Origin of the sequence: uncultured Pseudokineococcus sp., from assembly GCF_947495735.1 — a bacterium.
In the GTDB taxonomy this organism is placed as follows: Bacteria; Actinomycetota; Actinomycetes; order Actinomycetales; family Quadrisphaeraceae; genus Pseudokineococcus.
The window spans coordinates 292,747-311,941 of sequence record NZ_CANMAA010000003.1; the positions used below are offsets into that span (position 1 = coordinate 292,747).

The window sequence follows — 19,195 nt, forward strand, 5'->3', positions numbered from 1 at the left end:
CGTCCTCCTCAGCACCGGCGGGCCGGGACGGGCGCACCGCCGGCGGTCGTGGAGGGAGGTCGCTAGCGGGCAGCGGCGGGGCCGCGCCCGCGGAAGACCAGGTGGTGCATGAGCAGGTAGCTGACCGTGGAGGCGGTGACCATGCTCAGGAGCTTGGCGAGCGCGTCCGCCGCGTCGGGGGGCAGCGGCGTCGTCCCGTCGAGCACGCGCGAGGCGGCCCAGACCACGAGGGCGCCGACGGCCACGTTGGCCCCTCCCTGGAGGGCGAAGCGCAGCCGCTGGGCGCGGCGGTCGCTCCGCGACGGGCCGGCGGCCCGGTCCCCGAACGTCCAGCGGCTGTTCCAGGCGTAGCTGTGCACGAGCGCGGCGACGACGCCGGCGGCGCTGAGCACGGCCAGCTCCTGCGGGCTGGGGTCGGGGCGCAGGAGCAGCACCAGCCCGGTGGTCACGCCGACGTCCACGGCCGCGTTCATCGCCGCGACGACGCCGAAGCGCCCGACCCGGCGCCGGGTCGCCAGCTGCGGGGCGTCCCCGCGGGGGCGGGCCGGGGCGGCGGTGGCCGTGCTCCCCCGGGACGGCCTCACCGCGCTCCGGCCGGGCGGCGCCGGGACGTCGCGATCCGGCGCCCGGCCAGCTCGACCGCCCGCTCGTAGACGTCCGCGACGAGGTGCTCGGTCGTCACGACCCAGTCGTCGGCGGGACGGGCGACCGCCGCGCGGGCGGCGACCCGGCCCTCGGCCCCCCCGCCGTGGGCCTCGCCCGCGCGGGCTGCGGCCTCCGCCGCGGCGCGCACGGCGAGGTTCCACCCGTCCTCCCCCGCTCCGGCCGGGACGAGGTGCGCGGCCTCGTAGCCCTCCAGCGTCTGGCGGGCGGTGCTCGTGTCGAGCGCGACGACGGGCAGGCCGCTCGCCATCGCCTCGAGCAGCACCAGGCCGAGCGTGTCCGTCTCCGAGGCGAAGACCAGCACGTCGGCGGCCGCGTAGGCGTCGGCGAGGTCGTCCCCGCGCAGCACCCCCGTGAAGGTGGCGCGCCGCCCGGCGAGCACGCGCGCGAGGCGGTCGCGGTCCGGGCCCTCGCCGACGAGCGCCAGCTGCACGGGCGGGTCGGTCGAGGCCAGCGGGACCAGCCGGTCGCACCCCTTCTCGCTGGCGATGCGCCCGACGTGCAGCGCCACGGGCAGGTCGGGGTCCGGGCCCAGCCGCGGGCGCAGGCGGGAGCCGTCCCGGCCGGGGCGGAAGGCGGCGGTGTCCACGCCGCGGCCCCACAGGTCGACGTCGTCGATCCCGATCTCGGCGAGGTGGCCCCGCCCGACGGCGGACGTGGCGAGCCGGACGTCCGCGCGCCGGTACGTCGCCCGCATGGAGGCGTGCACGAAGCCCTCGCCGGCGCCGAGGTGGTAGTGGCCGGCGTAGGTGGCGACGTCGGTGTGGTAGCTCACGACCAGCGGGTGGCGGGGCGCCAGCCGCAGGGCGGCGGCGACCCCCATGAGGACGGGGTTGACGACGTGGACGACGTCCGGCGCGAAGTCGCGCACCGCCCGGGCGACCCTGGCGTCGGGCACCCCCCAGCGCCGCCCGCCGTAGAGGAAGGGGATGCGGACGCCCCGGGTGCGGCGCTCCACCACCCCGGGGACGTCGGTCCCGGTCGTGGGTGCCACGACGAGGACGTCGTGGCCGGCGCGGCGCAGCTCGGCGACCGTGCTCTCCAGACGGGTGACGAGCCCGTCGACCTCTGGGGTCCAGACCTCGGACACGAGCGCGACCCGCACGGGGCCATCATGGCCGCTCGGACCCCGGGCTGCCGCGCGGGCGCGGGCGGCCCGGGGACGCACCGGCACGACCCGGTCAGACGGTGAACCGGCCCACGAGGGTCTGCAGCCGGCCCGAGAGCTCGCTGAGCTCGGAGGCCGCGCTCAGCGACTCGCCGACGCCGGTGGTGGTCTCCCCGGCCGCCGAGGCCACCCCGGCGATCGTCGCGGCGATCTCCCCGGCGCTGGCGGCCGCCTGCGCGACGTTGCGGCTCATCTCCGAGGTCGTCGACGTCTGCTCCTCGACCGCCGACGCGATGGTGCCCTGGAAGCCGTTCACCTGGTCGACCACGCCGCTGATCTCGGCGATGGCGGCCACGGCCGCCTCGGTGTCGGACTGGATGGCGGCCACGCGCGCGGTGATGTCCCCCGTCGCCCGGGCCGTCTCCTGCGCGAGGTCCTTGACCTCGTTGGCCACGACGGCGAACCCGCGCCCGGCCTCGCCGGCCCGCGCCGCCTCGATCGTGGCGTTGAGGGCCAGCAGGTTGGTCTGCTCGGCGATCGTCGTGATCACCTTCACGACCTTGCCGATCTCCTCCGAGGACGCGCCGAGCCGGCTCACGAGCTCGGAGGTCTGCGCCGCCACCTCCACCGCGCGGCTGGTGACCTCGGCCGCGCTGTAGGCGTTGCTGGAGATCTCGCGGATGGAGGCGCCCATCTGCTCCGAGCCCGCCGCGACCGTCTGCACCGTGCGCGAGACCTCCTCGGCCGCCGAGGCGACCTCCGAGGAGCGCTCCGAGGTGTCCGCCGCCGACCCGGCGATCGTCCGGGAGGTCGCCGACAGCTGCTCCGCCGCCGCCGCCAGCGTCCCGGCGCCGGCGCTGACGTCGCGCACGACGCCGGCCACACCGGCCTGGGCGGTCTCCAGGGACCGCGCCATGCGACCGAGCTCGTCGTCGCGGTCGACCTGCGGGCGCTGGGTGAGGTCGCCCCGGGCCATGGCCGTCAGCACCCGCCCGACCTCGCCGAGCGTGATCTTCATGCCGCGGACGACGGCCGCCGCGACGCCCGCCGCCAGCAGGAGGGCCAGCAGCGCCACCGCGAGGATCAGCGCGCCGGTCGCGCGGCTCGTCGCCTCCGCGGCCGCGACGCGCGCCTCGGCGCTCGCCCCCTCCGCCTCGATGGCCCCGGCGAAGCCCTCCTCGACGGCCGCGACGGTCTCCGACGTCCCGTCCACGGCGGCGGCGAGGGCCCGGGGGTCGCCGGTGAGCGCCGCGGGGACGACGTCCTCGCGCACCAGGACCGCGTACTCCTCCAGCGCGGCCACCAGCCCGGCGGCGACCTCCTGGTCCGCCGCGCGGGGCTGGTACGTCACCAGGTCGTCGGTGATCGTCGCGAAGGCCTCCTCGATCTCGGCCACCTGGGCCTGCGCCTGGTCCGGCCGCAGCAGGACGTCGCGGGCGCTGACGCGCTGCGCCTGGTACAGGGCGCGCGCGTCGTTCACCGCCTCGAGCGCCTCCAAGTTCTCCGAGCGCACCTCCGCCGCGGCGGTGCGCACCTCGCGGAGGCCGTCGATCGCGACGGCGCTCACGACGGCGCTCGCCAGGCACGGGATGGCGACGGTGACGCCGATCTTGCGGACCAGGCTCAGGTCCCGGAGTCGACGACGGGAGGAGGCGGGGGCGGGCTGTGCGGTGCTCATGGGGACTCCGTGCGGGACGAGGGCTGGGACGACGGCCGAGCAGGTGCGCGTGGCGCGCTGGCTCCGGCCCCCGGACGGCGCGGAGCGCCCGGTCGCGAGCTCCCGCGGGGACGGGAGGCAGCGCGAGGGCAGGGCGCGCGTCGACGGGGCGACCGGCGCTCCTGCTCCTCCTGTCGGCAGCGGGGCCCTGCGTCTGAGGCGACGGGCCGGACGCTCAGGCCGTCGCCGCAGCGGGCATCCGGTGCCGCCCGGCGGCCGCCCCGCGGCTGCGCAGCCGCATCACGAAGGCGAGCACGCGCGCGACGGAGGTGAAGAGCTCGGCGGGGACCTCCTGGCCCAGGGCGCAGGCGCCGTGCAGGGCGCGGGCGAGCGGGACGTCCTCGACCATCGGCACGCGGTGCTCGGCGGCGCGCTCACGGATCTTCGCGGCGACGGCGCCCGCGCCCTTGGCGACCACGCGCGGCGCGCCGCGGCCGGGCTCGTAGCGCAGCGCCACGGCCACGTGGGTGGGGTTGAGCAGCACGACGTCGGCGGTGGCGATCTCGGCCATCATCCGGTTGCGGCTCATCGCGAGCTGCTTGGAGCGGATGGCGCCCTTGAGCATCGGGTCGCCCTCGCTCTGCTTGTGCTCGTCCTTGACCTCCTTGAGGGTCATGCGGATGCCCTTCATGGTCCGGCGGCGCACGACCAGGTAGTCGGCGATCGCGAGGACGAGGCCCGCGACGACGGCGCTGCGGAGCAGGGTCGCCGTCCCGCCGCGCACCGCGTCGATCGTGGCGCCGAGCGGGAGGGCGCCGGTGCCGATGAGCACGGGGAGCAGGCCCTTGACGGCGAGGAAGAGGACGGTGCCCAGCACCGCCGACTTGAGCAGGATCTTGCACGCCTCCCACCAGGCCTGCGGCCCGGCGATGCGCGTGATCCCCTGCTTGGGGCTGAGCTTGGAGAACTGCGGCTTGAAGTTCTTCGTCGCCGGGTGGAGGCCCCCCTGGGCCGCCGCCGCGGCGATGGCCACGACCACGGTGACGGCGGCGAGGGGCGCGACCACGAGCGCCACGGCCTGGAGCCCCTCGGCCAGCGCGACGACGGCGAGCTCCGGGTCGGGCGTCGCCGCGACGTCGCGGACGTGCTGCAGGGACGTCTGGGCCGCCTCCCACCCCCGCGTGACCGTCAGGGGCAGGCAGGCCCCGGCCGCGGCCATGCCGAGCCACGCGCCGACGTCCGCCGACCGCGCGACCCGGCCCTCCTTGCGCGACTCCTTGAGCCGCTTCTCGGTGGGCTGCTCGGTCTTCTCCCCGGAGTCACCGGACACGACGCCGCTCCTCCCCGCTCGTGCGCGCCGCCGCCGGCGCGGCCGTCCGCGCGCTCACGCGTCCCCGCTCGCGCGGGCGGTGCCCATCACCGTCTCGGCCATCTGCTCGGCGAGGGTGCGGACGACGTCGGGCAGCAGGCTCGCGGTGAGGCCGACGAGCACGAGCGTCACCAGGATCTTCAGCGGGAACCCCAGCGCGAACGCGTTGAGCTGGGGCGCCACGCGGGTCAGCAGGCCGAGGCCCACGTCGGTGAGGAAGAGCACCGCGATGAGGGGACCGGCGATCTGCAGGGCGGCGAGCATGAGCCCCGCGACGCCCTCGGTCGCCACCCGGGCCACCGTGGAGAGGTCGATCGCCTGCCCGACGGGGAGCACCTCGAAGGTCCGCAGCAGCCCGGCGAGCACGACGAGGTGGGCGCCGCTGGCGAACAGCAGCGCGAGCGCCACCAGCTGGTAGATGCGGCCCAGCACCGACGAGCCGCTCTGCATGAGCGGGTCGTAGCCCTGCGCGAGCTGGAAGCCGCCGAAGACGTCGAGCAGGTCGCCGGCGCTCTGCACCGCGGCGAAGACCAGGTAGCAGAGCCACCCCAGCGCGGTGCCGATGAGCAGCTCCTGCGCGGCGACGACGAGGAGGGCCAGCGTGGTGAGGCCCGTGGCCACCAGGGCGGAGACGTCCGGCTGCACGACCAGCGCCAGCGCGAGCGCCAGCAGCGCCTTCACCTGGGCGGGGAAGCCCTTGTAGGAGAACGGCGGGGCCAGCAGCAACCAGCCGAGCACGCGCAGGCTGGCGAGCGCCAGAGCCACGACCTGCTCCAGCGGCAGCGAGATGTCCACGGGTTCAGCCGGTCCCGGAGACGAGCCCGGGGATCTGGCCGTAGAGCTCGGTGGTGAAGCTCGTCATCTCCAGGATCATCCAGCGGCCGCAGACCATGAGCGCGATGCCGACGGCGATGGCCTTCGGCACGAAGCTCAGCGTCACCTCCTGGATCTGGGTGACGGACTGGAAGAGCGAGATGACGAAGCCCACGCAGAGCGCGGTGAGCAGCATCGGGGCCGAGATCTTGGCGGCGACCGTCATCGCCTGGACGGCCACCTGCAGGACGGCGACGTCGTCCATCAGCCGGCCCCCGTCCCGTAGCTGCCGATGACCGCGGTGATGACCAGGCCCCAGCCGTCCACGAGGACGAACAGCAGGAGCTTGAAGGGCAGGGAGACCGTGACCGGCGGGAGCATCATCATGCCCATCGACATCAGCGCCGCCGAGACGACGAGGTCGATCACGAGGAACGGCACGTAGATGACGAAGCCGATGATGAAGGCCGCCCGGAGCTCGGAGAGCACGAAGGCCGGGATGAGCGTGAGCAGCGGTGTGGCGGCGCGCGTCTCGGGGTTGGGGCGGTCGGCGGCACGGGTGACCAGCGCCAGGTCGTCGCTGCGGACGTGCGCGAGCATGAACTCCTTCAGCGGGCCGACGCCCGTCTCCAGCGCCCTGGTCTGGTCGAGCTCGCCGCGCAGGAAGGGCTGGACCCCGAGCTCGTTGACCTCGGCCAGCACGGGCGCCATGACGAAGAGGCTGAGGAAGAGGGCGAGGCCGGCGAGCACCTGGTTCGGCGGTGCTGCGGTCAGCCCCAGGGCGTTCCGCGTGATGGAGAGCACCACGAAGATCTTGGTGAACGCCGTCATCATGAGCAGGACCGCGGGCGCCACCGACAGCACGGTGATGCCGAGGAGGATCACGAGCGCGCTGCTCGGCTTCCCGTCGACGCCCTGGACGTCGACCGAGACGCCCGGCTGGCCCTCGGTGAGGCCCTCCAGGCCGGCCGCTGCCGCACCGGGCGCCGTGGCCAGGGCGAGCACGGCGACCGCGAGCAGCAGCGCCGCCAGCGCGGCGGCGCGGGCCGGCACCCGGGCGCGGTCGGCGCCGACGAGGGCGCTCACCGGCGCCCGGTCCGCTCGCGCAGCGCGTCGACGGCCTGGACCCACGTGGCCGGGGACAGGGCGGAGCCGCTCAGGGCACCGGGCCGGGTGGCGGGGCCGGTGCGGGCGTGGCGCGCGTGACGGGCGGCCGGGGCGGCGTCCCGCTCGGTGACCTCGAGGCCCTCGGTGACGTCGGAGGGCCGGGCGTCCAGCTCGAGGCCCAGGGAGGCCTCGAAGCCGGTCGCGGGCGGCGCCGGGGCACCGACCTCCGCGGCGTCGGCGGCCCCGGCGGCCGGGGCCTCGCGGCGCTCCTGCCGCGGCAGCGCGTCCAGCGCACGACGACGCAGCTCCTCGTACAGCGGCTCCAGGCCCGGGGCGGTGTCCGGGCCGGCGACGGCGCCCGGGGCGGCGACGGGGGCGGGCGCGGGGACGGGGTCGAGGACCACTCCCGGCAGCGCGTCAGCGGCGGGAGCGGCCGTCGGCACCGCGACCGGGGCCGCGGGCGCCGCGTCGGGCGAGACGACCTCCGTCGCCGCGGGGGCGGCGGGCAGCAGCACCGCGGGCAGGGCCACGGCCTCGCGGCGGGCGGTGGGGAGCAGGCGGCGGCCGGCGGGCCGGGCGGCGAGGGGGCGGGGGGCGGGCACCGGCTCGGCCGGCTGCAGGAGCAGCTCGTCCACCGGCCGGCTGGCCAGCACCTGCACCGAGGAGTCGGTGACGCCGAGCACGAGGCCCGTGCCGCCGACCTGGACCAGCGCCACGCTGGCGCGGCCGGTGAGCTGCTGGCGCGCGAGCACCGTGATGCTGCCGACGGCGAGGCGGGCGCGCCCGCCGCCGCCGCGCAGCAGGCCGCGGCGCACCATCCACACGAGGCCGAGGACGGCCGCGAGGGAGCAGGTGACGCGCAGCAGGAGGCCGAGGGTGTCCACCGCGCTCAGGCCTGCTCGCTGCCGAGGATCTCGGTGACCCGCAGGCCGAAGTCCTCGTCCACGACGACGACCTCGCCGCGGGCGACGACCCGCCCGTTCACGAGCAGGTCGGCGGGCGCACCGGCCGCGCGGTCGAGCTCGACGACCCGCCCGGGGGCGAGCGTCAGCAGCTCGGCCACCGTCATCCGGGCCCGGCCGATCTCCACCGAGAGGGTCATCTCGACGTCGCGCAGCAGGTGCAGCCCCGCGGTGCCGCCGAGCGGCGCGCCGGTCGGGACGGACGCCACCAGGTCGCCGCTGGCGACCAGGGAGACCCAGGCGCGGGCGGTGCCGTCGGCCAGCAGCGGGACCACCGGCGCGGAGGCGAGGTCGAGGTCCGCCGCCGTCGCGGTGCGCAGGGGGCCGAGAGCGACCGGGCCGAGGCTGCCCGCGGCGGCCTCGAGCGCCGGGCGCAGCGCGTCGGCCAGCCCCTCGCTGCCCGGGCCGGCGGGATCCGCGGCGAGCGCGGCGCTCGTCGCGGCGTCCAGGACCAGGACCACGAGACCGCTGCGGGCACCCGAGAAGGGGGCTGCGACCGCCGGGGCGCTCGGGTCGGGCCACACGTCGGGGGCGCCGTCCGCGGCGGGGTCGACGACGAGGGCGCCCGGGGCGGGCACCAGGCCCGAGGCGGCGCGGGCCGCCTCGGCGACCTCGGCGACCTCGAAGGTGGCGGTGGTGGTGGTGGGGGCGCTCATCGCGGGCTCTCCTCGGTGGACACGACCATGCAGGCCAGGCGGGTGGAGGAGGCCGTCGGGACGGCGCGGGCCACCACGAGCCCGGCGACGACGACCTCGAGGGGGCGGGACGTGGGGTGGCCGAGGGGCACGACGTCGCCGACGGCGAGGTCGAGCACGCGGTCGGAGGTGACGCGGGTCGGCGTCAGGCGCAGCGCCACGTCCACGGGGACCTTGGGCATCGCGCCGACGACGGCGGCCTGGGCGCGGGCCTCGGCCTCCAGCTCCTCGGCCGAGCGCTCGCTGGGCGCCGCGGACGAGCCGAGGCGGGCCTGCAGCGGCGCGAGCACCAGGGCCAGGGTGGCCTCGCCGGTCGTCGCACCGACCGTCATGCCGAAGCGGGCGACGACGACCTGATCGGTGGCCTGCGCGGCCTGGGCCAGCTGCGGGATCTGCTCGGTGGCGGTGCGCCGCGTGCCCAGGGGCGTGATGGTCGCGAAGGCGTAGTCGAGGGCCGCGATCACCTTGTCCCCGAGGTCGCGCAGGACGCCGACCTCGAGCTCGGTGAGCTCGCGGGCCTCCTGCTGGCGGCCGGGGCCGCCCAGCCCGTGGTCGACGACGGACAGCACGACCTCGGACGGCACGTGCAGGAGGCCGGCGGCACCGATGTCCGTGCCGAGGACGACCAGCGGGGACGGCACGGCGAGGGTGCTCGCGTGCTCGTCGTAGGTGCACTGGTCGACGGTGCGCAGCTCGACGGAGACGTCGGCGCGCAGGCGCGTGACCATCTGCGTCGTCCACTGGCGGGCGAGGGTCTCGAAGGCGAGCTCGAGGACCCGGAGGTGCTCGCGCGCCATGCGGCCGGACGCGCGGAAGTCCCAGGGGACGACCACACCGCGGCGGCGCTGGCGGGCGCTGCCGGGTCGGGACCCGGTGCCGGTGCTCGGCTGCGCTGTTCGGGTGGTGGGCACGACACTCCATCGGCCGCACCGCGCGGGGGCTTGAGCCCCGACGCGCCGAGGACTTCCGCGGCCCGGCCCCCGCCCCGGAGGAAGGGGCGGTGCCGGGCCGCGGAGGGCTCAGGCGCGCGGAGAGCGCGTCACTGCGTGACGAACTCGGTGAAGTAGAGGTCCATCACCTCCTGGTGGTAGGCCTCCTCCACCTCCACGAGCAGCTCCTGCTTGAGCTCGTCGCGCACCGCGAGGTCGTTGAGCTCCTCGGTGGTGCGCCCGGAGAAGGTCTTGATGGCGAGGTCGAGCGCCTCGCTGCCCTCGGCGGCGTGCGTGGCGTCGGCGGTCTGCTGCAGGGCGAGGCCGAGGCGGAGGTAGGAGCCGTTCGCGAGGTTGATCGAGACGGGCTCGAGGGCGACGACCTCGCCCTTCTCCGGCGCGGGCTCCTCCGCCGCCTCGGCGCTGGAGCCGCCCAGCACGAAGAACCAGAGGCCGGCGGCGACGGCCACGAGCAGGACGACGGCGCCGATGAGCAGGGGGAGCTTCTTCTTCTTCGGAGCCTCCGCCTCGTCGGCGGCGGCGGGGGCTGCGGTCTTGCCGGGCACGGACTTCTCCTTGGACGTCGTGGGGGTGGCGGTGGTGCGCTGCACGGCCATGTCAGTGGCCTCCGTCGTCGGCGTGGTCGGCTGCCGAGGCCTCGACGACGGGCGCGACGGCGACCGGGTCGGGAGCGACGGCGGGGGCGGGCGGGGCTGCGCTGGCCTCGGCCTCGGCGGCTGCCTCGGGCAGCAGCGCCTTGACCTCGGCCGGCTGGTCGGAGATGACGACGAGGTCGACGCGCCGGTTGCCGGACAGCGCCTTCTCGTCGTCACCGGGGTACAGGGGCCGCGTCTGCCCGTGGCCCACGGCCGTCATGCGCTCCGAGGCGATGCCGTCCTTCTCGAGGTGGCGGACGACGGCGGCGGCGCGCGCCGCCGACAGCTCCCAGTTGCTGGGGTACACGCCGCCGCGCACCGGGAGCGAGTTGGTGTGGCCCTGCAGCTCGAGCGGGTGCTGGTCGGCGTCGAGCACCGGCGCCATCACGTCGAGCACCTCCCGGCCGGTGTCGCGCAGCGCGGCGCTGCTCGACTCGAAGAAGACGTCGTCGGCGACGATCGCCCCCACCAGACCGCGGTCGGTGATGCGGAAGTCGACCCGGTCGCCGAGGCCGCCGCTCTGCAGGGCGGCCTCGAGCTGGCGCTCCAGGCCGTCGAGGCGCTCGACCTCCTGGCGGGCGGCCTCCATGGCGGAGGCGGCGCGGGCCGGCGAGGCGGCGCCCGCACCAGCCGCCGTGGCGGCGGGGTCCTCGAGCTGGACGGCGGTCTGCGGCTGCGCGGGAGCCGCCAGCGACCCGTTGCTCACGAGGATGCCCGAGCCCCCGTCGATCGGGATGCTGCTGTTCGCGCCCACGCCCTCGGCCAGGCCCTGCTTGAGCTGCTGGAACTTCTGGGCGTCCACCTGGCTGATGGCGAAGAGCACGATGAACAGGGCCATCAGCACGGTGATCATGTCGGCGTAGCTCACGAGCCAGCGCTCGTCGGGGCCGTCGTGGCCGCCCTCGTCGTGCCCACCACCCCGTCGGGCGCGGCCGTGGGCCCCGCCGGCGCTCACGCCGCCTCGTCCTTGAGCTCCCCGGCGGGCACGAGGCTCGCGAGGCGCTGCTTGACCAGTCGGGGGTTGGAGCCGGACTGGATGGCGAGGACGCCCTCGACGACCAGGTTCATCTGCGCGGCCTCGACCTCGGCCAGGCGCTTGAGCCGGTTGGCGATCGGCATCCAGAAGATGTTGGCCGACAGGACGCCCCAGAGCGTGGCGACGAAGGCGGCGGCGATCATGTGGCCGAGGCCGCCGGGGTCGGAGAGGTTCTCGAGCACGTGCACCAGCGAGATGACCGTCCCGATGATGCCGACGGTGGGCGCGTAGCCGCCCATGTCGCTGAAGAACTTCGAGGCGCGCTTGTCGGCCGCGGACTTCTGGTCGCTGCGGTCGAGCAGCATCGTCCGGAGGTCCTCGGGGTCGGTCCCGTCGACGGCGGCCTGGAGGCCGTCGCGCAGGAACTCGTCGTCCACCTCCTTGACGGCGTCCTCGAGGGCCAGGAGGCCCTCACGGCGAGCCCGCTCGGCGAGCTGCACGATCGTGGCGACCGTGGTGTCCATCTTCTTCGGCGGCGTGAGGAAGGCCTTCTTGAGGGTGCCGCCGATGGCCTTGGCGTCCTTGAGGAGGCCGCCGGCGACGGCGACGCCGAAGGTCCCGCCGAAGACGAGGATCATCGGGGCCGGCAGGAAGATCGCGAGGGGGTTGCCGCCCTCGAGGATCATCATCGTGAGGATGGCGCCGAGGGCGAAGAGGATGCCGACGAGGGCTGCGGGATCCATCAGGACCTCCTGCGACGGCGCAGCGGCACGGCCGGCGCGAGGTGGGGGGTGACGTCGGACGGCCAGTCGGCCGGGCTCGCGGGGTCGTGCTCGGCCGCGAGCTCGGCCGCGGCGGCGTCCGCCTCGGCGAGCCGGCGGGCGGTGGCGATGACGGTGGCGCGGTAGTCGGCGACGCGGCGCACGACGTCCTCGAGCGACTCCGAGACGACGTACTTCGTGCCGTCGAGGAGCGTGAGGACCGTGTCGGGGGTGGCCTCGACGCGTTCCAGCAGGTCGGGGTTCACCGCGAAGCGGGACCCCGCCAGGCGGGTCAAGATGATCATGGGAGCCGTCCTTGGGCGAGCGGTGGAGCGGTGGGAGCACCGCCCGGCGGGAGGCCCGTCCGTGGGCCTCGTGGATCTCATCGGCCGTACCTGGTGGCCGCTGAGGGCGGAAGGGTCTGGGCGCCAGCGCCCGCCGGCGATCTCACCCGGGCGGGCGAGGGCCGAGCGGACGGGGCGCGCTGCAAGGACGCAGCGGCTCGGGCGCGGCGGCTCGAGCGCGGCGGGGTGCACCGGGCGGGAGACCAGCCCCCTCTCCCGCCGGGCGACCTGCAGAAGTCCGGTCGAAGGCGCAGCTCGCGACCCTGAACTGCGCAGACGCTGCGTGACCGGTACCTCTGCAGGTCGCCCGGTCGTGGGTGCGCCCGGTCGTGGGTGCGCGAACGCCCGGTGCCGCGTCGAGCGGCACCGGGCGGTCGGGTGCGAGGGGGTGGGCGAGGGGCGGAGCCCCTCGGGGGTCAGCGCTTGAGGTTGACGAGCTCCTGGAGCAGCTCGTCGGAGGTGGTGATGACGCGGGAGTTCGCCTGGAAGCCGCGCTGGGAGATGATCAGGTTGGTGAACTCCTGGGCGAGGTCGACGTTCGACATCTCCAGCCCACCGGTGGCGAGCCGACCGTTGGCGCCCTGGCCCGGCGCGTTGATGGTGACGTCGCCGGAGTTGACGCTCTCGCGGTAGTTCGACGAGCCGGCCTTCTCCAGGCCCTCGTTGTTGGTGAAGGTCGCGACGGCGATCCGAGCGACGCTCTGCTGGATCACGTTGCCGTCGGTGTTGTTGCGGAAGACGCCGGTGATCACGCCGTCGGCGCCGATCTTGTAGCCCGTCAGCGTGTGGCCCGCCGGGGTCGAGCCGTTGCGCGAGATGTTCGTCATGGTCGCCTCGGTGGTGGCGCCGATGGTGCCGTCGTTCTGCGCCTGCCAGCCCTGGACCGGGTTGCCCTCCGGGGTCACGAGCGTCCCGTTCTCGTCGAAGTTGAAGGACCCCGCCCGCGTGTACATCTGCTCGCCGCCGACGTTGACGACGAAGAAGCCCTCGCCGTCGATGCGCATGTCGGTGTCGCGACCGGTCACCTGGGTGGCGCCCTGGCCGAAGTTCGTGCTCATCCCCGCGACGCGGACGCCGAGGCCGACCTGCGAGGGGTTGGTGCCGCCCTGGTTGGCGTCCTGGGGGGCCGAAGCGCCCTCGAGCAGCTGGCTGAACGTGTCCTGGAACGTCACCTGCGAGTTCTTGAAGCCCGTCGTGTTGACGTTGGCGATGTTGTTGCCGGTGACGTCCATCATCATCTGGTGGGCCCGCAGGCCGCTGATGCCGGTGAACAGGGAACGGAGCACGGGGCGCCTCCTAGGCGGGGTGGTGCGGGGTCGGGCGGCCCTCGGGCGGGCCAGGTCGGTCGGGCGATGACGAGGGTGCGGAGGGGCGGGGAGGGTCAGGCGGGCGCCGACGCGGCGACGCCCGAGACGGCGGCGAGCGGCACGTCGGCGTCGCCGACGCGCAGGACCGGCCCGTCCGCCGCGAAGCGGACGGCGGTGACGGTGCCCAGGCCCGAGGCGCCGGTGGCCGCGTCGGCCCACGACACGGCTCGGCCCACGAGCGCGGACGACGACAGGTGCTGCTGCGAGGCGAACGCCGCCTGGCTGGACTGCACGAGCGTGGTGAGCTGCTCGACGGTCGTCATCTGCGTGGTCTGGGCCATCATCTGCGAGGTGTCCATGGGGCTGCTGGGATCCTGGTAGCGCATCTGCGTGACCAGGAGGTTCAGGAACGCGTCCTTGTCCAGCTCCTTCTTCGGCGCGCGGACGGCCTCGCTGGAGCCCGCGGGGTCGACCGGTGTCGTCATGACCGGCGAGAAGCCGGCCGGCACGCTCGGGATGTTGGTCACGGTGGTCCTCCTGGGACTTCGGGGTCCGCCGCGAGGGCGGCCCGACGGGGCTGGGACGGTGGAGTCAGACGACGAGGTCGAGGCGCCCGGGGGGCGCGGTGGGGCGGGGCGGGGGCGCCTCGGTCAGCGGCGCCTGGACGGGCGCCGGCGCGCGGCCGGACGAGCCGCCGCGGCCCTCGCGCCCGCCGGGGCCCTCGCGCCCGCCGGAGCCCTCGCCCCAGGCGGAGCCGGAGCCCCAGGTGCCGCCCTCGTCGCCCCCGAGGCCGACGCTCGCGCCGCCCCCGGTGGTCGCCATGTCGCGGCGCAGCTCGGGCAGCGCCTGGCGCAGCGCGTCCTGCCCCGCCTCGCTCGCCGCGTGGAGCTGGACGGACAGGGCACCGCTGCTGGAGACCTCGGCGACCACGCGCACCGCCCCGAGCCCCTCGGGCTGCAGGCGGACGACGACGCGGTGGACGCCCTCGCCGAGCAGGCGCAGCGCCGCCGCCCGCGGGACCAGCTGCTCCGAGAGGCCGCCCCGGGCACCGCCCGACGCGGCGGCGCTGACCCAGGCCGCCGTCCCGGTGGCGGTGGGGGCCTCGACGGCCCCCACGGCCGGTGCGGAGGACGGCTGGGCAGGGCTCGCCGGCACCGCCGCCGAGGGGGCGAACGGGCCGGCGGGCGCGGTGGTCGAGGGGCTCGCGGACGTCGGGGAGCCCGCCGCGGGCGCCGGACCTGCTGCGGGCGCAGCGCCCGGGCCGGTCGAGACGTCCGCCGCGGCCTGGCCGCTCGCGCCCTGCTGGCCGGACCCGGAGCCCTGGCCGCCCGGTGGACCCTGGCCACCGGAGGAGCCCGGCTCGCCGGAGGACGCCTGGCCGCCCGCAGGAGGCTGGCCCTCGGCGGGTCCGGGTGCACCGGGCGTCGCCGGAGCCGTCTGCCCGGGGGTCGTCTGCGCGGTGGTCGCCTGCGCGACCGCGCTCGGTCCCGAGCTCGCGGACGGGGAGCCGGTCTCCGTCGTCGGGACCTCCGGCTCGGAGGCCGGGGTCGCAGCCGTCGCGGTGCCGACGGCTCCCGGGGCGTCCGGAGCCGGGACCGTCGCCACCGGAGGGGACGCGGCCGGGACCGGGACCGACGGCGCGGGGGTCGTCGGGGCCGGGGTCGTCGGGGCCGGGGTCGTCGGGGCCGGGGTCGTGGGGGCGGAGGTCGTCGGGGCGGGTGTCGTCGGGGCGGGTGTCGTCGGGGCGGGGGTCGTCGGGGCGGGTGTCGTCGGGGCGCCCGCCGCAGGCCCCGCGCCCGGGGCGGCGCTCTCCGCCGTCTCCGACGTCGAGGGCGCACCGGGCGGCGCGGCCGCCGGATGCTCGCCGGTGCTCGGCGCGCTCGGGCCCGCGGCCGGCGCCGGCGCCGGCGCCGGCGCCGGCGTCGAGGCCGCCACCGGGGCGGCTGTCGCGTCGGCGACCGGCGGGACGTCGGTGGAGGCCGCGGTCGACGGCGTGGGCGAACCACCGGGCACCGCCGCAGGAGCCGCTGCCCCGGCGTCCGGGGTGCCTCCCGCAGCCACCGGGACGCTCGACGCCGACACGCCCTGCGCCGCAGCGGCCTCGGACGTCACCGCGGTGGCCCCCGCCGCGGCACCGACTGCGGTCGGCCCCCGCGGCGCGAGCTGCTGCAGGACGGTCCCGCCGGCGAGCGCCTGGCCTGCGGACGCCTGGTCCACGACCGCCGAGCCCACGAGCGCGGGGTCCACGACCGCCGGAGCGGATGTCAGCTCCGGGGCACTGCGTCCCGAGATCATCTGCGGCGCGGACGTGCTCGTCGGCAGGGCCGTCGCGGCCGCACCGGCGGCCGGCGCGCTCGCCGGCGCGGCAGCGGCCGGCTGCGCCGCCGGCGACGAGGTCGCGGGGGCGCCGTCCACGGCGTCGCGCGGCACGGGCTCACGCGACCAGGAGCGGTCGCGGCCCAGGACGGGGCGCGTCCCGGGGCGGTCCTCCCCCGCGTCGGCCTCGCGACGCCGCAGGGCCGCCCGGCTGCCGAGGTCGCGGGCCCTGCGGTCCCGGGCGCCGTCCTCCACGGGGACGAGCTCGCGCGGGCGGTCGTCGGGAGCAGCACCGGCGCGGGCGGGGCCGGAGCCGTGCGCGCCCGAGCGGGACGACTCGCCGGCGAGCACGTCGGCGAAGCTGCTCCCGCCGGCGCCGCCGCCGCGGCGCGGCAGCTCGCCCGAGGGGCCGGGGACGACGGAGGAGGGAGCGCGACCCGTCATCGCTGCGCCGACGCTCACGCCGCGATCCCGAGGGCTGCGGTGATCTTCTTCACGTACTGCTGGGTCTCCTTGAAGGGCGGGACGCCGTCGTAGCGGTCCACGGCACCCGGGCCGGCGTTGTAGGCGGCGAGCGCGAGCGGGATCGAGCCGTCGTAGCGGCGCAGGTGCTGCGCGAAGAGCTTCCCGGCGCCGTCGACGGCGGAGGCCGGGTCCATCGGGTCGACGCCGAGACCGCGCGCCGTCGCCGGCATGAACTGCATGAGGCCGCGCGCCCCCGCCGGGGACACCGCCGAGGGGTTGCCGCCCGACTCCTGCTGCGCGACGGCGGCCAGCAGGCCGGCGGGCAGGCCGTGCTTCTGCGTCGCGGCGGCGAACAGCGGCTCGTAGCGCGCCACGGCCGAGGACACGTCGCTGCGGATGGCGCTCGGGCGCGCCGCGCCGGCGTCCAGGGCGGGGGCGGCGGGGGCGCCCGAGGTGCCCTGGGTGGAGCCGCCCTCCCCCAGCACGCGGCGGATCGCGGTCGGCGTCTCCCAGACGCTCGAGATCTTGACGACGTCGCCCTTGTGCGGGGCGTGGACCATCTTCCCGTCGCCCACGTAGATGCCGATGTGGCCGCCGCCGTCCAGGACGACGAGGTCGCCCGGGCGGGCGGCGGCGAGGCCCGGGACGGCCCGCCCGATCTTCATCTGGTCCTTCGCGACCCGGGGCACGTCGATGCCCAGCTCCTTGAAGGCGTGCTGGACCAGCCCGGAGCAGTCGAAGCCCGTCTTCGGGTCCGTGCCGCCCCAGCGGTAGGGCACCCCGAGGTGCTCGCGCGCCTGGGCGACGAGGTCGGCGCCGGTCACCGAGCTCCCCCGCGAGGCGCCGGAGGTCTTCGCGGTCGCGGCCACCGCGGCGGGAGCCGCGGTGCGGGCCGCGGCGCCGCCCTCGACCAGACCGGCCAGCAGCTCGGAGAAGCCGCCCGCCGAGGTCGAGGCGGTGGTCGTGGTGGTGGCTGCCCCGGCGGACGGCGCGCTCGCCGTCGCGGGGCTCGCCGTCGCGGCGCTCCCCGTGGCGGCGACCGCCCCGGTGCGGGCGGGCGCACTCGGGGCGCCGGCGGCCCGGCCCGCGGGCCCCGCCAGGTCGCCGATCATCGCCTGGATCCCCGCGATGCGGGCCTGGACCGCGGCGATGCCGCTCACGGGCGCTCCTCGTCGGTCGTCTCGTCTGGTGCCCAGGGGCCGGCTGGCCCCCTGCCCAGGTCATCGATCCGTCGCTGCTCCGCCTTGAGCGCCTGGCGCGCCTCGTCTTCGGCGCGGCGGGCCGCCAGCTGCTCGAGCGCGCGCGTGCGCGCCCGCGCCGCGGCCCAGGCCCTCTCGGCCTCGCCGGCGCGCTCTGCGGCGAGCTCGGCCTCGCCCTGGGCCTCGAGGAGGCTGCCGCGCAGCGCGGAGCGGGCCGCCACCGACGCGGCCCAGCCGGCCGCTCCCCCGCCGCCGAGCTCGTGGGCCCCCAGGACGGCGCGGGCCTCCTCGTGCAGGCGCCGCGCGGCGCGGGCCTCGGCCGAGCTCAGCGCGCTCGTGCCCGCCGCCACCTTCTCCTGCGTGCGCCGCACCCTCAGCAGCCCCGCGAGGCGGAAGGCGCTCACGCGGCGGCGCCGACGGGAGCCGCGTCGGGGTCGAGCAGCCGGGCGAGCCCCGACAGGGCCGCCCACGACGTCCCCGGGTCCGCCAGCTGGTCCACCGACTGGGTGAGGAAGGCGCGCGTGGACGGCGCCGCAGCCAGCGCCGCGTCGACGAGCGGGTCGGCGCCCGGCACGTAGGCGCCGACGTCGACGAGGTCCTGGGCGTCGCGCCGGGCGGCCATGGCGCGCCGCACGGTCGTGGCGTCGGCGCGCTGCTCGGGCGTGGTGACCCGCGAGGCGACGCGCGAGACCGAGCCGAGCACGTCGACCGCCGGGAAGTGCCCTGCGGTGGCGAGCTTCCGGTCGAGCACGACGTGCCCGTCGAGGATCGAGCGCGCGGCGTCGGCCACCGGCTCGTCGTGGTCGTCGCCGTCGACGAGGACCGTGTAGATGCCCGTGATGGAGCCGACGACGCCGGGCCCGGCGCGCTCGAGCAGCCGCGGCATCATCGCGAAGACGGACGGCGGGAAGCCGCGGGTGGCCGGCGGCTCGCCGACGGACAGGCCGATCTCGCGCTGGGCGGTGGCCACGCGCGTCAGGGAGTCCATCATCAGGACGACGTCGAGGCCCTGGTCGCGGAAGTGCTCGGCGATGGCGGTCGCCGTCGCGGCGGCGCGCAGGCGGACCAGCGGCGGCTCGTCCGAGGTCGCCACGACGACGACGCTGCGGGCGAGGCCCTCGGGGCCGAGGTCGTCCTCGAGGAACTCGCGGACCTCGCGGCCGCGCTCCCCCACGAGGGCGAGGACGACGACGTCGGCGCGGGCGCCGCGGGCGACCATCGACATCAGGCTGGACTTGCCGACGCCGGAGCCGGCGAACAGGCCGAAGCGCTGGCCGCGGCCCGCGGGCACCAGGGTGTCGAGGACCCGCACGCCCAGCGGCAGCGGCTCGCAGACGCGCTGGCGGTCCAGGGCGGGCGGCGGCGGCGCGTCGAGCGGCACCTCGGCGAGGCCGGGGGGCAGGGGACGGCCGTCCAGGGGCTCCCCCAGGCCGGACAGGACGCGGCCGAGGAGGGCGTCCCCGACGCGGACCGACAGGCGCGGCGCGGCGCGGCGGACGGGGACGCCCGCGGCGACGCCCTCGGAGGTGCCGAGCGGCATGCAGGCGAGGACGCCGGCGCGCACGCCCACGACCTCGGCGCGCAGGGGCGCCGCGCCCTCCTCGCCGATCTCGAGCACCTCGCCGACGCCCGCGGTCAGCCCGACGACCTCCACCGCGAGCCCCGTGACGGAGCGCACGACGCCGAGGGCCAGCGGTCCGCCGGCGAGGCGCGCGGCGGCCAGGCGCGCGGTGAGCTCCTCCAGGCCGGCGGGCATGGCGGGCACGACGGCGTCGTTCGCGGTGTCCGGCAGCGGCACGGCCGCGGGGCGGGTCGGCGGGTCCTGCGGTCGGCGCTGCGCCGGGGGGTGGGCCAGCGGTGCGGTCCAG

General features: G+C 76.9%; 20 protein-coding genes. All 20 read right to left on the reverse strand.

The genetic code is table 11. The annotated features are described in order from the left end of the window. Positions 1-62: 62 nt before the first annotated feature. The 20 genes from Q0848_RS06630 to Q0848_RS06725 all read right to left on the reverse strand — a co-directional run bounded on the left by Q0848_RS06630 (position 63) and on the right by Q0848_RS06725 (position 19,083). Positions 63-584: a GtrA family protein gene (locus Q0848_RS06630; RefSeq protein ID WP_299036243.1), complete on the reverse strand. Its 522-nt coding sequence runs from the start codon at positions 582-584 to the stop codon at positions 63-65. Further along, complete coding sequence (locus Q0848_RS06635) at positions 581-1,768, reverse strand: glycosyltransferase (RefSeq protein WP_299036245.1); 1,188 nt, start codon at positions 1,766-1,768, stop codon at positions 581-583. The genes Q0848_RS06630 and Q0848_RS06635 overlap by 4 nt, the downstream gene beginning before the upstream one ends. Before the next feature lie 76 nt (positions 1,769-1,844). After that, positions 1,845-3,449 carry a methyl-accepting chemotaxis protein gene (locus Q0848_RS06640; RefSeq protein ID WP_299036247.1) on the reverse strand — a complete coding sequence of 535 codons (1,605 nt, stop codon included), beginning with the start codon at positions 3,447-3,449 and terminating at the stop codon, positions 1,845-1,847. A gap of 214 nt (positions 3,450-3,663) precedes the next feature. Beyond that, positions 3,664-4,758: a flagellar biosynthesis protein FlhB gene (locus Q0848_RS06645; RefSeq protein ID WP_299036249.1), complete on the reverse strand. Its 1,095-nt coding sequence runs from the start codon at positions 4,756-4,758 to the stop codon at positions 3,664-3,666. A 54-nt stretch (positions 4,759-4,812) separates the two neighbouring features. Then, positions 4,813-5,592, reverse strand: coding sequence for a flagellar biosynthetic protein FliR (locus Q0848_RS06650; protein WP_299036251.1), 780 nt, complete (start codon positions 5,590-5,592; stop codon positions 4,813-4,815). Positions 5,593-5,596: 4 nt separating this feature from the next. Further along, positions 5,597-5,875, reverse strand: coding sequence for a flagellar biosynthesis protein FliQ (fliQ, locus tag Q0848_RS06655; protein ID WP_299036253.1), 279 nt, complete (start codon positions 5,873-5,875; stop codon positions 5,597-5,599). Beyond that, a complete protein-coding gene (gene fliP / locus Q0848_RS06660; protein ID WP_299036255.1) occupies positions 5,875-6,696 on the reverse strand; it encodes a flagellar type III secretion system pore protein FliP in 822 nt (273 codons plus the stop codon). The genes fliQ and fliP overlap by 1 nt, the downstream gene beginning before the upstream one ends. After that, a complete protein-coding gene (locus tag Q0848_RS06665; protein ID WP_299036257.1) occupies positions 6,693-7,601 on the reverse strand; it encodes a flagellar biosynthetic protein FliO in 909 nt (302 codons plus the stop codon). The genes fliP and Q0848_RS06665 overlap by 4 nt, the downstream gene beginning before the upstream one ends. A 5-nt stretch (positions 7,602-7,606) precedes the next feature. Continuing rightward, complete coding sequence (gene fliN, locus Q0848_RS06670; protein ID WP_299036259.1) at positions 7,607-8,335, reverse strand: flagellar motor switch protein FliN; 729 nt, start codon at positions 8,333-8,335, stop codon at positions 7,607-7,609. After that, complete coding sequence (locus tag Q0848_RS06675; protein WP_299036261.1) at positions 8,332-9,285, reverse strand: flagellar motor switch protein FliM; 954 nt, start codon at positions 9,283-9,285, stop codon at positions 8,332-8,334. The genes fliN and Q0848_RS06675 overlap by 4 nt, the downstream gene beginning before the upstream one ends. Positions 9,286-9,413: 128 nt before the next feature. Beyond that, a complete protein-coding gene (locus tag Q0848_RS06680) occupies positions 9,414-9,920 on the reverse strand; it encodes a flagellar basal body-associated protein FliL (protein ID WP_299036263.1) in 507 nt (168 codons plus the stop codon). Between the two features lies 1 nt (position 9,921). After that, positions 9,922-10,914, reverse strand: a complete 993-nt coding sequence (locus Q0848_RS06685) for a flagellar motor protein MotB (RefSeq protein WP_299036266.1) — start codon at positions 10,912-10,914, stop codon at positions 9,922-9,924. Further along, positions 10,911-11,678, reverse strand: a complete 768-nt coding sequence (locus Q0848_RS06690; RefSeq protein WP_299036268.1) for a motility protein A — start codon at positions 11,676-11,678, stop codon at positions 10,911-10,913. Before Q0848_RS06690 ends, Q0848_RS06685 begins: the two co-directional genes overlap by 4 nt. Then, positions 11,678-12,001 carry a flagellar FlbD family protein gene (locus tag Q0848_RS06695; protein WP_299036270.1) on the reverse strand — a complete coding sequence of 108 codons (324 nt, stop codon included), beginning with the start codon at positions 11,999-12,001 and terminating at the stop codon, positions 11,678-11,680. Before Q0848_RS06695 ends, Q0848_RS06690 begins: the two co-directional genes overlap by 1 nt. 455 nt (positions 12,002-12,456) lie before the next feature. Next, positions 12,457-13,326 (reverse strand): flagellar hook-basal body complex protein, encoded by an 870-nt coding sequence (locus Q0848_RS06700; RefSeq protein WP_299036272.1) that lies wholly within the window; start codon positions 13,324-13,326, stop codon positions 12,457-12,459. 95 nt (positions 13,327-13,421) lie between these two features. Then, positions 13,422-13,874 (reverse strand): flagellar hook assembly protein FlgD, encoded by a 453-nt coding sequence (locus Q0848_RS06705; RefSeq protein ID WP_299036274.1) that lies wholly within the window; start codon positions 13,872-13,874, stop codon positions 13,422-13,424. A gap of 64 nt (positions 13,875-13,938) precedes the next feature. Beyond that, positions 13,939-16,125, reverse strand: coding sequence for a flagellar hook-length control protein FliK (locus Q0848_RS06710; protein WP_299036275.1), 2,187 nt, complete (start codon positions 16,123-16,125; stop codon positions 13,939-13,941). Next, on the reverse strand, positions 16,122-17,288 hold the full coding sequence (locus Q0848_RS06715) for a transglycosylase SLT domain-containing protein (RefSeq protein WP_299036277.1): 1,167 nt from the start codon (positions 17,286-17,288) through the stop codon (positions 16,122-16,124). The genes Q0848_RS06710 and Q0848_RS06715 overlap by 4 nt, the downstream gene beginning before the upstream one ends. After that, positions 17,285-17,731, reverse strand: a complete 447-nt coding sequence (locus Q0848_RS06720) for a flagellar FliJ family protein (RefSeq protein ID WP_299036279.1) — start codon at positions 17,729-17,731, stop codon at positions 17,285-17,287. The genes Q0848_RS06715 and Q0848_RS06720 overlap by 4 nt, the downstream gene beginning before the upstream one ends. Further along, a complete protein-coding gene (locus Q0848_RS06725; RefSeq protein WP_366146463.1) occupies positions 17,728-19,083 on the reverse strand; it encodes a FliI/YscN family ATPase in 1,356 nt (451 codons plus the stop codon). The genes Q0848_RS06720 and Q0848_RS06725 overlap by 4 nt, the downstream gene beginning before the upstream one ends. Positions 19,084-19,195 lie beyond the last annotated feature (112 nt).

Bases quoted from the DNA above. Each gene is read 5' to 3' on its own strand.
- Q0848_RS06640 (WP_299036247.1), bottom strand. From the start codon at position 3,449: ATGAGCACCGCACAGCCCGCCCCCGCCTCCTCCCGTCGTCGACTCCGG.
- fliQ (WP_299036253.1), bottom strand. From the start codon at position 5,875: ATGGACGACGTCGCCGTCCTGCAGGTGGCCGTCCAGGCGATGACGGTC.
- fliN (WP_299036259.1), bottom strand. From the start codon at position 8,335: ATGAGCGCCCCCACCACCACCACCGCCACCTTCGAGGTCGCCGAGGTC.
- Q0848_RS06680 (WP_299036263.1), bottom strand. From the start codon at position 9,920: ATGGCCGTGCAGCGCACCACCGCCACCCCCACGACGTCCAAGGAGAAG.
- Q0848_RS06690 (WP_299036268.1), bottom strand. From the start codon at position 11,678: ATGGATCCCGCAGCCCTCGTCGGCATCCTCTTCGCCCTCGGCGCCATC.
- Q0848_RS06695 (WP_299036270.1), bottom strand. From the start codon at position 12,001: ATGATCATCTTGACCCGCCTGGCGGGGTCCCGCTTCGCGGTGAACCCC.
- Q0848_RS06725 (WP_366146463.1), bottom strand. From the start codon at position 19,083: ATGCCCGCCGGCCTGGAGGAGCTCACCGCGCGCCTGGCCGCCGCGCGC.